Origin of the sequence: Xanthomonas sp. JAI131 (assembly GCF_013410075.1) — a bacterium.
GTDB lineage: Bacteria > Pseudomonadota > Gammaproteobacteria > Xanthomonadales > Xanthomonadaceae > Xanthomonas_A > Xanthomonas_A bonasiae.
The window spans coordinates 974,941-987,230 of sequence record NZ_JACCCN010000002.1; the positions used below are offsets into that span (position 1 = coordinate 974,941).

Genomic DNA, 12,290 nt, shown 5'->3' on the forward strand with positions numbered 1-12,290 from the left:
ATGTTCGCCGCCGATGTCAGGACGTTCCTCACATTGCCGAACGGCAGCCGTCCCGCCACACCACTCAGCGCAACGGCAGGCGCACGCTGACCCGCAGCCCGCCCAGGGTCGGCGAGGTATCGAGCGCGATGTCGCCGCCGTGCGCGTTCACCACCTCGCGCGCGATCGCCAGGCCCAGTCCGCTGCCCTCCACGCCGCTGCCGAGTTCGCGGTGGAAGCGCTCGAACACGCGCTCGCGCGCCGCCTCGGCGACACCGGGGCCGGAATCCTCGACCGTGAACCAGGCGCAGGCATGGTCGCCACGCAGGGCGACTTCCACCTGCCCGCCCGGCGGTGCGTAGCGCAGCGCGTTGTCGATCAGATTGCGCACCAGCGCGGACAGGCCCGCCTCGTTGCCGAGCAGCATGACCGGGTCGTTGCACAGCATCCGCAGCCGCTGCTGGCGCCGCGCCGCCAGCGGCTGCGCATCGTCCACCTGCAGCGCGACCAGGCCGTCCAGCGCCAGCCGCCCCTGCGTGGGCTCGGCGGCGCCCGGTTCGACCCGGCTGAGCGTCAGCAACTGCGCGACCAGCCGCTCCACCCGGCGCACGCTGGCGTCCAGGTGCCGCTGCGATTCGTCGCGTTCGGCGGCGTCGCGGGCCTGGCCCAGATTGTCGGCGTGCACCTTCAGCGCGGCGATCGGGGTACGCAGTTCGTGCGCGGCATCGGCGATGAAGCGGCGCTCGCGCGCCAGCGCGGCCTCCAGGCGCCGCATCAGGTCGTTGACCGCCACCACCAGCCCATGGATCTCGCGCGGCACGCCATGCAGCGGCAACGGTTCCAGCCGCTGCGGGTCGCGCTCGCCGATCGCCTGCGAGACCCGGCTCAAGGCGCGGCTGGCCCAGTTCACCACCGCCCACACCAGCAGCGCCAGCACCGGCAGCGCCAACAGCAGCGGCAAGGCCGTGCCCAATGCGATGTCTTCGGCCAGTTCGCGGCGGATGTCGGCCTGCTCGCCGGTCTGGAACCAGCGCCCGCCCGCCGAGTGCAGGCTGAAGGTGCGCCAGCGGCGGCCATCCAGGGTCACATCGGCGTAGCCGGCGACCAGCGGGGCCAACTGCCGGGTCGGGCCGCTGTCCGAGCGCAGCAGCAGGTGGCCGCGGTCGTCGCGGACCTGGAACGCCAGCTTGCTTTCGTAGGCATGGCCGGTGCGGAACGCCAGCGCCTCGCCCACGCCCTGCGCCTGCCCGTGCCAGCCGCGGATCACGATCGGCTCGCCGGCCGGGCCGAGCCGGGTCAGCTCGCCCAGCGGTTCGTCGACCAGGCTCATCAGCACCCGCGAGGACTGCACCAACTTGGCATCGAACATCTCGCCCGCCTCCTGCAGGCCGGCGCGGTAGCTGAGCAATGCGGCCACCGCGAACACCAGGGTCACCACCCCGAGCAGACCGCTCAGCAGCATCCGCCGCATCGAACTCATGGCGCCGCCACCGCGGCCTGTTCGTCCAGCGCATAGCCGACCCCGCGCACGGTGCGGATCAACGCCGGGTCGAGCTTGCGCCGCAGCTGGTGCACGTGCACATCGACCGCATTGCTGGCCACATCCTCGTCCCAGCCGTACAGGCGCTGCTGGATCGCCTCGCGCGCGATGGCGCGGCCGTGGCGTTCGGCCAGCAGCCACAGCAGCGCGAACTCGCGCCGGGTCAGGTCCAGCGCGCGGCCGCGCCAGCGCACCGCCAGCCGCTCCGGATCCAGGTACAGCGCACCGATCTCCAATTGCGGCGTGGAGCGCCCGGCACTGCGCCGCAGCAGCGCGCGGGTGCGCGCCAGCAGTTCGGTGGTGTCGAACGGCTTGCCGAGGTAGTCGTCGGCGCCCAGGTCCAGGCCCAGCGCGCGGTCGGCCGGGCGCTCGCGCGCGCTCAGCACCAGGATCGGCACGTCGGCGCCGGCCTGGCGCGATTGCCGGATCACCTCCAGCCCGTCCATGCGCGGCAAGCCCAGGTCCAGCAGCACCAGGTCGATACCGCCGTCGCCGATCGCGATCAGCGCCGCCGCGCCGTCCTGCACCCAGTCCACCGAATAGGCGGCGCGGCGCAACGCGGTGCGGATGCCTTCGCCCAGCGACAGATCGTCCTCGACCAGCAAGATGCGCATGTGGGTCAGTGTGGGCGGCCGCTCAATGGCTGGCAAGGTGCGGCTCGAGCTCCTGCAGGGCCGCCTGGATCTGCTGGCGGCGGCCACGGTCGGCCAGTTCGCGGCCCGGCCGCGGCGGCGCCGCCAACGCCTTCTTCAGCGCCGCCGCGGCGCCATTCCAGTCCTTCTGGTCGCGCAGGAAGTCGCCGTAGAAGTAGTTCGCGTCGATCCCGTCGGGGTCGTAGTGCAGGCCCTGCAGCAACAGCGTGCGCGCCTTGGCGTCGTCGCCGAAACCGACCGGCCAGCCCGGTACCTGGTAGTACAGCGCGCCCAGGCTGGTGCAGGCCGAGCCGTTCAACGCGGCCGGATCGAGCTTCAGCGCCTGCTCGAAATCGGCGCGGGCGCGCTTGACCAGGCTCAGCGCGCCGAGGCCGCCGCGCTCGCCGGCTTCGCTCGACAACACGATGCCTTCCCAGATCAGCGCGGCCGGATCCTGCGGCGCGGCCTGCCTGGCCGCCGCCGCATGCGTGGCCAACGCCGCATAGGCCTGCACGCGCTGCGGCTTGGGCGTCTGGTAGGCGACCTGCGCCCATTGCTCGCGCACCGCGGCGACCGCGGGCGACAGCGGCGTGGCCGCCGCGGCCAGCGGCAGCAGCGACAGGAGCAAGAGCAGGCAACGGCGGCAAGTCTTCATCGGAGGTCTCCAAGATCGGAAGGAACCCGGGCGGCATGGCGCCGCACCACGGGCAGTTGCGCTTTCAGACTGCGATCGACCAGACCGGGCAAGGCGCCGTTGAGGCGTGCGAAGAGTTTTTCCGGCCAACCGATCTGCAGCCGCCTGTCGCCGCGCTCGATCGCCTCGCGCAAGGCGCGCGCCACCCGCTCGGGCGTGTCGGCGCCGACCTTCAGTTCCTGGTTCAGCGCATCGACCTGGGCCGTGTTGAACGCGGTGCGGGTGGCGCGCGGCGCCAGGTACTGGAAGCGCACGTGGCTGTCGGCGTATTCGCGGGCCAGCGCCTCGAACAAGCCGCGCAGACCGAACTTGCTGGCGCTGTAACCGGCGAAGCCCGGAAATCCCAGACTGCCGAAGGTCGAACCGACCGCGACCACGGCCGCCTGCGGCTGCGCCTGCAGCAACGGCAGCAGCGCGCGCACCAGCAGCATCGGCGCCAGCAGATTGGTTTCGAGCATGCGCCGCAGTTCCTGCTCGGACTGTTCGGCGAACAGACCGAAGCCGCTCTGCGCATGCGCGATCAGCAGCAGCGACGGCGGCGCCTGCAGCGCGCGCGCCGCCGCCAGCAATTGCGCGCGGCCGCTGTCGTTGCACAGGTCCGCCGGCAACGCCAGCACCTGGCCCTGCGGATGGCGGCTGGCCACCTGCGCCAGCCGCAGCGGGTCGCGCCCCACCGCCAGCACCCGGGTGCCGGCGGCGACCAGTTCGTCGCACAACGCCGCGCCGATGCCGCCGCTGGCACCGGTCAACACCACGCTCCGGCCGCGCAGGTCCATCACGCCGCCTCCGCCATGCGCGGCGCCGGCAGCGCGCGCAGGCTGCGGAAGATGTCGCCGTACAGGCCGTAAAAGCGCTTGGCCGCGTGCAGTACCGCGCGCTGGTCGTCGGGGTCGTCGAGCCGGTCCATCAACCCGACGAAGAAACCCACATGCTCGATGTCCAGGTCGCCGTGCGAACGCAGGTAGCTGAAGGCATTGCGCGGCAGGCCCAGCGTGGTCTCGATGCTCTCGGCCGCGCGCGTGGCCAGCGCCACGCTGGTGCCTTCCAGCACCATCACCATGCCGAAGAAACCGACCGGGTTGCCGCGGGCGATGGTGTCGTAGGCGTAGGCCACCATCAGCTCGGTCGCGGCGGCCGGTTCGGAGGCCGCGGCGGCGGCGCGGTCGGCGCCGCACGCGGCCAGGTCGTCGAGGATCCATTCCTGGTGACCCAGTTCCTCTTCGATGTAGTCGGCGACGGCGGTGCGCAGCCACTCCAGCCGCGCCGGCAGGCGCGCGCCGCAGGCCATCAGCAGCGGCACCGTGTGGCGTACGTGGTGGTAGGCCTGGCCGAGGAAGGCCAGGTAGTCCTCACGCGCGATCTGCCCGGCCAGCGCCGACTGGATGATCGGGATCGAGATCATGGCGGCGCGTTCGGCCTGGGTCTCGGCAAGCAAGCGCTCATGGAAGGTCATCGGGAAGCTCCGTGGGAGGAAAGGGGTTCGAGTTCGGCGTAGCGCTGCGCGATGGCATCGGCATGGCGCTGCAGGATCGCGTCGCGGCGCGGGCGGCCGTTGCCGGTGAGCAGGCCGTCGGCGGCGGTAAATGGCGCGCTGGCGCGGACGAAGCCGGACACGCGCGCGTAGTCCGGCAGGCCGGCGTTGACCTCGGCCAGCGCGCGCGCGATCGCCGCATCGTCCAGCGCGGGGTTGCGCGGCCACAGCACCGCCAGGTTGTGTGTGCGCGCTTCGCCGCAGACCACCGCCTGGGCAATGTGCGGGTGCTGCAACAGTTCGCTTTCCACCCATTCCGGCGACACGTTGCGGCCGTAGGCGGTGATGAACACATGCTTGCGGCGGCCGGTGACGTGGACGAAACCTTCGTTGTCGACATGGCCCAGGTCGCCGGTGGCGATGGCGCCGGCAGGCGGCCCCTCCGCGCCGAGGTAGCCCAGGCAGTGCACGCCGTCGACCCACAGTTCGCCGTCGATCGCGCTGACCCGCGCATGCGGCAGCGCGCGGCCGACGCTGCCGGCGCGCTGCGCCTCGGGCCGGTTCAGCGCCACCACCGAGGCGCACTCGGTCAGTCCGTAGCCTTCGAACACCGGCAACCGCAGCGCCGCGGCGCGACGCAGCAGACCCGGACCAACCCGGCCGCCGCCGACCGCCAGGTAGCGCAGCGAGGCCGGCAGCGCCACGCCCTGTTCGGCCGCCATCACCAGCGCCAGCAGCAGCTGCGGCACCAGGATCACGCTGTGCGGCTGGTAGCGATGCAGGCAGGCGATCAAGGTCGGAATGTCGAGTCCGGCCGCGCCGCTGTAGCCGATCTCGGCCAGCGACGGCACTGCGATCTGCGCGCCGGACAACAGCGTGGCGTAGACCCCGGCCACGTTCTCCAGCAACGTGGACAGCGGCATCAGGCACAGGTGGCGGCGCGGCGCCAGCGCCGAGGCCGCATCGGCCAGGGACGCGGCCACCTGCAGCAGCGCGCCCGCCTCCAGGCATACTCCTTTGGGCTGGCCGGTGGTGCCGGAGGTATAGGTGATGCAGCCGGTGCCGGCAGGCAGCGCCACCGGCATCGGCGCCAGGCGCCAGCACGCCAGGCCCGGGGCCGACAGTGGCAGATGCAGCGGCACGCCCTGCGCCGGTGCGGGCATGCCCGCACCGGCGACCAGGCACTGCGCACCGCTGCTGTGCAGCGCATAGCGCGCCTGCGCCTCGCTGAAGAACGTCGGCAGCGGCACGTGCACGCCGCCACGCAGGCGGATCGCCAGGTCCAGCGCCAGCCAGTCGCTGCCATTGTCCAGGCGGCTGGCGACGCAGTGCAGATCGTGCCGTTGCAACGCGTCGGCCAGCGCACGGATCCGGTCGGCCAGTTCGCCCTCGCGGATCGCGCCGTGGCCGGTGAGCAGACGCTCCTGGTCGCCGCGCAACTGGCCGAGCACCTCGGCGAAACCCGGCGCGCTCACGGCGCACCCGCCAGGCAGGGCTGGAACGGGCCAGCGTGGAACAGGGACATCGCGTCCGCGCGCGGCGTGGCGGCGCGCTGCAGGAACGCATGCCCGGCGGCGATGTCGCCGAACGTCAGCCGCGGCTGCGCGGCGTAATAGTCGCCCCAGTCGCTGGGATCCCCGCGCAGGCGCTCGCCGCGCGCCTCGCCCAGGTCCACCGTCGCCAGATGCAGCCGGTCGAAGGTATTGCGCAACTGCCGGGTGGCCACGAACAGGACCCAGCGCAGCCCGGCCGCGTGCAGGGTGCCGGTCAGCGCCTGGATCATCGCGCGCGCATCGCCGGCCTGCTCGGCGGCGAAGTTGCCCACCTCCACCAGCTCGCTGCGCGCCACCCGCCGCGGCATCCGCTCGGCGATGGCCAGTTCGGCCGGTCGCTCGAGATAGTGCTCGACGAACAGCTCGCCTTCGCTGGCGCAGCGCAGCCCCAGTGCGGCCCGCAACCCGCCGTCGGCGTCGTAGTAGGCCAGCAGATGCGGCAGGAAGCCGCGCAGCACCGCGCCGTAGCGCTGGCGGTAGACGCGGGCGATGAACGCTTCCACGGCATCGCGCTCGGGATGCCCCAGACCGATCAGCACGGCACTGGCGAAGCGGGAATGGGATGCGGGGGAGTCGGGGACGATGGCCATGGCGGCATCGTCGGCGGCGCCGATTAGCCGACCATGAGCCGAACGTTAGGCGAATGTAAGGCGCGCATAAGCAAATCATTGCGCAGGCGCCAAACCCTGAACCAAGCCTGCCGCACGCTGAACCGCTCGATCGGAGTGCCGGCGAGCGAAGCTGACATACTAAATAGTATACTTAACGGTATAGTATAAATATCGAACCGACTGGTCTAGTATTGCCGCCATGGTCAGCAAACCCGTTCCCTCCCCCAAAGCCTCTTCCCGCGCCGCCGGACCGGGCCGTCCGAAGGACATGGGCAAGCGTGCGGCGATCCTGGAAGCGGCCAAGCACATGTTCACCGAGCTGGGCTTCGGCGGGGTCAGCATGGACGGTATCGCCGCCCGCGCCGGGGTGTCCAAGCTCACCGTCTACAGCCATTACGGCGACAAGGAGACCCTGTTCGCCGAGGCGGTGCGCGCGCAGTGCCAGGCGCTGCTGCCCGACGACCTGTTCGGGCATGCGCTGAAAGGCCCGCTGCGCGCCCAGTTGGTGGAGATCGGCCTGGCCTTCTTCGCCATGATCAGCAGCGAGGCGGCCATGGCCACGCACCGCATGATGCTGGCCCCGGGCACCGGCGACGAGCACGTGCGCGAGATGTTCTGGAATGCCGGTCCCAAACGTACCCAGCAGGACCTGGCGCAGCTGCTGCAGGCGCACGTGGCGGCCGGCGAACTGGAGATCGCCGACCTGGGCCTGGCCGCCTCCCAGTTCTTCTGCCTGATCAAGGGCGAACTGCACTCGCTGATGATGTGCGGCCTGTGCCGCGATCCCAGCCAGGTGCGGATCCAGGCCCATGTCGAGGCCAGCGTGGATTTCTTCCTGCGCGCCTATGCGGCGCGCTGAGCCCGCGCCGGCCGGGCGGCCCGATGACTTCCGGCACTGCGCGCGGCGGCACCGCTGCGGCGATGCTGCAGCATACGCACGGCCTCCGCGCCGGCTAAAATGCGCGACCCACCGCGTTGGATGCCCCAGATGACGATCGACTACTCCCAAGCCCGCGAAACGATGGTTGAACAGCAGGTGCGTCCCTGGGACGTGCTCGACCTGCGCGTGCTCGACGTGCTGGCGCGGCTGCCGCGCGAGACCTTCGTGCCGGAAAGCCACCGCGCGGTGGCCTATGCCGATCTGGAAATCCCGCTGGGGCACGGCCAGTACATGATGAAGCCGGTGATCGAAGGCCGCATGCTACAGGCGCTGGACCTGCAGCCGGGCGAGGACGTGCTGGAGATCGGCACCGGCAGCGGCTTCATCAGCGCCTGCCTGGGCGAGCTCGGCCGCGAGGTGGTGAGCCTGGAGATCGAGCCGGCCCTGGCCGCCGCCGCGCGCGCCAACCTGGATGCCGCCGGGCTCGGCAGCAACGTGCGCATCGAGACCGCCGACGCGTTCGGCTGGCACAGCGAGCGCCGCTTCGACGTAGTCTGCATCACCGCTGCGGTCACCGAGATCCCGGCGCAGTTCCTGGCCTGGCTGCGGCCCGGCGGCCGCCTGTTCGCGGTCCGCGGCCGCGCCCCGGCCATGGACGCGGTGCTGGTCCACGCCGACGCCGGCGCGCCGCGCGTGGAATCGCTGTTCGAAACCGACCTGGCGTACTACCTGCGTGGCGCCGCGCCAGTCCCCCAGTTCACATTCTGATCCATCAAGGAAGCCGCAATGATCCGCCGATCCCTCGTTCTGGCGCTGGCCGCCGCACTGTTTCCGCTGGCCGCCAACGCCACGGACCTGCTGCAAGTCTACGAAATGGCCCGCAATAGCGACCCGCAGCTGGCCAGCGCGGAATCGAACCGGCTGTACGAAAAGGAAGGCGCGGTGCAGGCGCGCGCGGCGCTGCTGCCGCAGATCAACGGCTCCGCCTCGCTGCAGCGCAGCCACAGCGAGATCGAGCGCGCCAGCGGCGAACTGGCCGGCACCGGCAAGAGCCGCAGCTACGCGATCCAGGGCCAGCAGACGCTGGTCAACTTCGCCCAGTTCTCGACCCTGCGCGCGCAGAAGGCGCGCAGCCTGGCCGCCGACTACACGCTGGCATCGGCCAACGACGACCTGATCGTGCGCACCTCGGCCGCCTACTTCAACGTGCTGGTGGCGATCGAGTCGCTGGTCGCCGCGGAAACCAACGAAGCCGCCGCCAAGAAGCAGTTCGACTACGCCGACAAGCGCCTGGAAGTGGGCCTGGCACCGATCACCGACGTGCACGAAGCGCGCGCCGAATACGACCAGGCGCGCGCCGACACGATCACCGCGCGCAACTCGCTGCAGGACCTGTACCAGGCGCTGACCGAGATCACCGGGCAGCCGGTGCACGACCTGCGCAGCCTGCCGGAGGACTTCCGCCCGCAGCTGCCGGCCGACAGCGGCAACATCGACAGCCTGATCGCCTCGGCGCTGGACAAGAACCCGTCGCTGCGCGCCTACCAGTACCAGGTGCAGCAAGCCGAAGACAACGTCGCCACCGCGCGCGCCGGCCATCTGCCGACGCTGAACCTGTCGGCCAGCGTCGGCCGCGATGCGAGCTGGGGCGACGGCGTGTCCGGCAGCAACTCGCCGCGCAGCGACAGCAACGTCATCGGCCTGACCCTGAACATCCCGATCTTCGCCGGCGGCGCGACCCAGTCGGCGGTGCGCCAGGCCCTGTCGCAGCGCGACATCGCCCAGGACACGTTCGAGCAGCAGAAGCGCGCGCTCGACCGCAATACCCGCAACGCCTACCAGACCGTCGTCGCCGGCATCAGCGAAATCGAGGCGCGGCGCCTGGCGGTGGTCTCGGCGCAGGCCGCGTACGACGCCTCGCAGGTCGGCCTGGAAGTGGGTACGCGCACCGTGCTGGACGTGGTGCAGAACCAGCGCACCCTGTACCAGGCGCAGCTGAACTACGCGCAGTCGCGCTACAACTTCCTGCAGAACCGCCTGCTGCTGAGCCAGGCGCTGGGCTCGCTGGACGTGGCCGAAGTGCAGTCGATCAACGCGCTGCTGACGCAGAGCGCCGAATCCAAGCTCAACTCCGGCAGCAGCACCCAGTAACGCTGCGCCGGCAACTGCACGACCGCGAACGGCGGGCCTTCGGGTCCGCCGTTTTTGCATGGGGCGGCGCAATGGCGGAAAAAACACCTGATTGCGCCAGGGGCGTCCGCTCAAGATCAGGATGACACTTGCAGGAGCGGCTTCAGCCGCGACAGCGTTACCGATAGATTCTGTCGCGGCTGAAGCCGCTCCTACAATGCCTGCGTCGAACCGCGCTACTCGTTCGCTGGCACGTCGTGCGCCACCGGCGGCAGATGCTCGGCGATCAGGTGCAGCGCCCGCTGCAGCGCGCCGCGACCATTGGCGACCAGCGCGCAGCCGGCTTCGGCCATGCGCGCGCGCGCGGCCGCGTCGCCGAGCAATTCTTGCAGCGCCGCGCACACCGCCGCGGCGTCTTCGCAGATCGCCACCGCACCGGCCTCGCGCATGCGCCGCGAGATCTCGGCGAAGTTGTGCAGGTGCGGCCCGCTCACCGACGGCGTGCCGACCGCGGCCGGCTCCAGCAGGTTGTGCCCGCCGATCGGCTGCAGGCTGCCGCCGACGAAGGCGACCTGGGCGCAGGCGTAGAACATCATCAGTTCGCCCAGCGTATCGATCACGAACACGTTGTCCTCGGCGCCGGGCCACTGCTGCTGGCGGCGCGTGGCCACGCGCCAGCCCTGGTCGCGCGCCAGCGCCTCGACCTTGGCGAAGCGTTCGGGATGGCGCGGCGCCCACAGCAGCAACAGGTCCGGCCAGTGCCGGCGCAACTGCCGGTGCATCTCGATCACCGCCGCCTCCTCGCCCTCGTGGGTGCTGGCGGCGATCCACACCGGCCGCGTCTTCGCCACATGTTCGCCGAACGCGGCGACGAACGCCGGCAGCTGCGCGGGCACGGCGATGTCGAACTTCAGGTTGCCCAGCGCACGCACCTGCTGCGGATGCGCACCGAGCTCGATGAAGCGTTCGGCGTCGGCCTGCGACTGCGCCGCCACGCAGGTGACGGTGCGCAGCGCGCGTCCGATCAGCGGCCGCAGCAGGCGGTAGCCGCGCAGCGAGCGCGCCGACAGCCGCGCGTTGAGCACGTAGACCGGGATGTTGCGGTCGCGGCAGCCGAACAGCATGTTCGGCCACAGCTCGGTTTCCAGGATCAGCGCCAGGCTCGGGCGGAAATGCTGCAGGAAACGGCCGACGCTGCCGGGCACGTCGTACGGCAGGTAGACGTGGTCCAGCGCATCGCCCCACAGCGCACGCACCCGCTCCGACCCGGTCGGGGTGATGGTGGTGATCACCCAGCGGATGTCCGGGCGCTGCGCGCGCAGCGCGTTGACCACCGGCGCGGCGACGTTGACCTCGCCTACCGACACCGCGTGCAGCCACACCCGCGGCCGCCCGCGCGCCTGCGGATACGAGGCGTAGCGCTCGTCCCAGCGCTGGAAGTACTGGCGCACGCGGAACCCGCGCCAGACCAGGTGATAGACGGTGACCGGCAGCAGCATGTACAGCACGGTCGAGTAGAGGCCGCGCAGCAGCCGTTCGATGAAATCGTTGCGCATCGCGAAAGCATAGCGGGTTGCGTCGCGCCGGCGGCAGACGATCGCGACCGTGGTCACCAAGCGAAGACGCCGCCGCGCCGCGCCAATGCCGCGCTGCCCGCTCCCGGCTAAACTTGGCCCATGTCCGACCCCTCCCCCGCTCTTCCGTCCGCCGCCACCACGGCCACGCCGCCGCCGCGCTCGCCACGGCACTGGCCGACCTGGCTGCTGCTCGGCATCGCCGTGGCCGTCGCGCGGCTGCCCTGGCTGCTGCAACGCGCGCTCGGCCGCGGCGTCGGCTGGATCGCGTTGCGCCTGGCCGGCACCCGCCGCCATGCCGCCGAGGTGAACCTGAAGCTGTGCTTCCCCGAGCAGAGCGAGGCCTGGCGCACGCGCCTGCTGCACGACAGCTTCGACGCGCTGGGCGTGGGCGTGTTCGAGTTCGCGCGCGCCTGGTGGGGCAGCCTCGGCCCGATCCGCCGCCGCACCCGCATCGAAGGCCTGGAGCACCTGCGTGCGCTGCAGGCGCAGGGCCGCGGCGTGCTGCTGGTGTCGGGCCACTTCATGACCCTGGAGATGTGCGGCCGGCTGCTGTGCCAGTACGTGCCGCTGGCCGGCATGTACCGCCGCCATCGCAACCCGGTGTTCGAATGGGCGGTCAAGCGCGGCCGCCTGCGCTATGCCATCGCCATGTTCGCCAACGAGGACCTGCGCGGCAGCGTGCGCCACCTCAAGCGCGGCGGCTTCCTGTGGTACGCGCCGGACCAGGACATGCGCGGCAAGGACACGGTGTTCGTGCCGTTCTTCGGCATGCCCGCCTCCACCATCACCGCCACCCACCAATTGGCGCGGCTGACCGGCTGCGCGGTGGTGCCGTATTTCCACCGCCGCGAGGGCGCCGACTACGTGCTGCGCATCGCCCCGCCGCTGGAGGACTTCCCGTCGCAGGACATGGTCGCCGACACCGCGCGGGTCAATGCCGCGATCGAGGCGATGGTGCGCGAAGCGCCGGCGCAATACCTGTGGATCCATCGCCGCTTCAAGCGCCAGCCTGGCGGCCGCAGTACGTTCTACGAGCGCGACTGAGCGAGAGGTAGGGACGGACGCGGCCTCGCGCACCCAACGCTGCGAGTCGCTTTCGCGCCGGACTCTCACCCCAACCCCTCTCCCGAGGGGAGAGGGGCTAGCGCCGTTCCCTTCTCCCATCGGGACCATGGCCCCCTTTTCGGGAGAAGGTGCCCCGAAGGGGCGGATGAGGGTACGGG

12 protein-coding genes are annotated in these 12,290 nt (G+C 71.1%); 4 read left to right on the forward strand and 8 right to left on the reverse strand.

What is annotated here, in order from left to right; translation table 11 throughout:
* Positions 1-64: 64 nt before the first annotated feature.
* The 7 genes from HDC36_RS10855 to HDC36_RS10885 are packed head-to-tail and all read right to left on the reverse strand — an operon-like array spanning position 65 to position 6,459.
* Positions 65-1,438, reverse strand: coding sequence for an ATP-binding protein (locus HDC36_RS10855; RefSeq protein ID WP_179568017.1), 1,374 nt, complete (start codon positions 1,436-1,438; stop codon positions 65-67).
* 17 nt (positions 1,439-1,455) lie between these two features.
* Positions 1,456-2,133, reverse strand: coding sequence for a response regulator transcription factor (locus HDC36_RS10860; protein ID WP_179567090.1), 678 nt, complete (start codon positions 2,131-2,133; stop codon positions 1,456-1,458).
* A gap of 22 nt (positions 2,134-2,155) precedes the next feature.
* Complete coding sequence (locus HDC36_RS10865) at positions 2,156-2,806, reverse strand: hypothetical protein (RefSeq protein WP_179567092.1); 651 nt, start codon at positions 2,804-2,806, stop codon at positions 2,156-2,158.
* Positions 2,803-3,621 (reverse strand): SDR family oxidoreductase, encoded by an 819-nt coding sequence (locus HDC36_RS10870; protein WP_179567094.1) that lies wholly within the window; start codon positions 3,619-3,621, stop codon positions 2,803-2,805. Before HDC36_RS10870 ends, HDC36_RS10865 begins: the two co-directional genes overlap by 4 nt.
* The gene (locus tag HDC36_RS10875; RefSeq protein ID WP_179567096.1) at positions 3,621-4,298 is read right to left on the reverse strand and encodes an iron-containing redox enzyme family protein; all 678 of its coding nucleotides are present in this window, start codon (positions 4,296-4,298) and stop codon (positions 3,621-3,623) included. The genes HDC36_RS10870 and HDC36_RS10875 overlap by 1 nt, the downstream gene beginning before the upstream one ends.
* The gene (locus HDC36_RS10880) at positions 4,295-5,791 is read right to left on the reverse strand and encodes an AMP-binding protein (protein WP_179567098.1); all 1,497 of its coding nucleotides are present in this window, start codon (positions 5,789-5,791) and stop codon (positions 4,295-4,297) included. The genes HDC36_RS10875 and HDC36_RS10880 overlap by 4 nt, the downstream gene beginning before the upstream one ends.
* Positions 5,788-6,459, reverse strand: a complete 672-nt coding sequence (locus tag HDC36_RS10885; RefSeq protein WP_179567100.1) for a thermostable hemolysin — start codon at positions 6,457-6,459, stop codon at positions 5,788-5,790. Before HDC36_RS10885 ends, HDC36_RS10880 begins: the two co-directional genes overlap by 4 nt.
* 220 nt (positions 6,460-6,679) lie before the next feature.
* Here HDC36_RS10885 and HDC36_RS10890 point away from each other — a divergent pair, with 220 nt between their 5' ends.
* From HDC36_RS10890 to HDC36_RS10900, 3 genes are all read left to right on the forward strand, one after another.
* Complete coding sequence (locus HDC36_RS10890; RefSeq protein WP_179567102.1) at positions 6,680-7,339, forward strand: TetR/AcrR family transcriptional regulator; 660 nt, start codon at positions 6,680-6,682, stop codon at positions 7,337-7,339.
* Between the two features lie 129 nt (positions 7,340-7,468).
* The gene (locus HDC36_RS10895; protein WP_179567104.1) at positions 7,469-8,128 is read left to right on the forward strand and encodes a protein-L-isoaspartate O-methyltransferase; all 660 of its coding nucleotides are present in this window, start codon (positions 7,469-7,471) and stop codon (positions 8,126-8,128) included.
* Positions 8,129-8,146: 18 nt separating this feature from the next.
* A complete protein-coding gene (locus tag HDC36_RS10900; protein ID WP_179567106.1) occupies positions 8,147-9,511 on the forward strand; it encodes a TolC family outer membrane protein in 1,365 nt (454 codons plus the stop codon).
* A 215-nt stretch (positions 9,512-9,726) separates the two neighbouring features.
* On the opposite strand, the gene waaA is transcribed toward HDC36_RS10900, so the two are convergent.
* Positions 9,727-11,046: a lipid IV(A) 3-deoxy-D-manno-octulosonic acid transferase gene (gene waaA / locus HDC36_RS10905; RefSeq protein ID WP_179567108.1), complete on the reverse strand. Its 1,320-nt coding sequence runs from the start codon at positions 11,044-11,046 to the stop codon at positions 9,727-9,729.
* A gap of 120 nt (positions 11,047-11,166) precedes the next feature.
* Between waaA and HDC36_RS10910 the strand changes: the two genes are divergently transcribed.
* Entirely contained in the window at positions 11,167-12,111 is a 945-nt protein-coding gene (locus HDC36_RS10910) for an LpxL/LpxP family Kdo(2)-lipid IV(A) lauroyl/palmitoleoyl acyltransferase (RefSeq protein ID WP_179567110.1), read from the forward strand.
* Positions 12,112-12,290 lie beyond the last annotated feature (179 nt).

Bases quoted from the DNA above. Each gene is read 5' to 3' on its own strand.
- HDC36_RS10860 (WP_179567090.1), bottom strand. From the start codon at position 2,133: ATGCGCATCTTGCTGGTCGAGGACGATCTGTCGCTGGGCGAAGGCATC.
- HDC36_RS10865 (WP_179567092.1), bottom strand. From the start codon at position 2,806: ATGAAGACTTGCCGCCGTTGCCTGCTCTTGCTCCTGTCGCTGCTGCCG.
- HDC36_RS10870 (WP_179567094.1), bottom strand. From the start codon at position 3,621: ATGGACCTGCGCGGCCGGAGCGTGGTGTTGACCGGTGCCAGCGGCGGC.
- HDC36_RS10875 (WP_179567096.1), bottom strand. From the start codon at position 4,298: ATGACCTTCCATGAGCGCTTGCTTGCCGAGACCCAGGCCGAACGCGCC.
- HDC36_RS10885 (WP_179567100.1), bottom strand. From the start codon at position 6,459: ATGGCCATCGTCCCCGACTCCCCCGCATCCCATTCCCGCTTCGCCAGT.
- HDC36_RS10890 (WP_179567102.1), top strand. From the start codon at position 6,680: ATGGTCAGCAAACCCGTTCCCTCCCCCAAAGCCTCTTCCCGCGCCGCC.
- HDC36_RS10895 (WP_179567104.1), top strand. From the start codon at position 7,469: ATGACGATCGACTACTCCCAAGCCCGCGAAACGATGGTTGAACAGCAG.
- HDC36_RS10900 (WP_179567106.1), top strand. From the start codon at position 8,147: ATGATCCGCCGATCCCTCGTTCTGGCGCTGGCCGCCGCACTGTTTCCG.
- waaA (WP_179567108.1), bottom strand. From the start codon at position 11,046: ATGCGCAACGATTTCATCGAACGGCTGCTGCGCGGCCTCTACTCGACC.
- HDC36_RS10910 (WP_179567110.1), top strand. From the start codon at position 11,167: ATGTCCGACCCCTCCCCCGCTCTTCCGTCCGCCGCCACCACGGCCACG.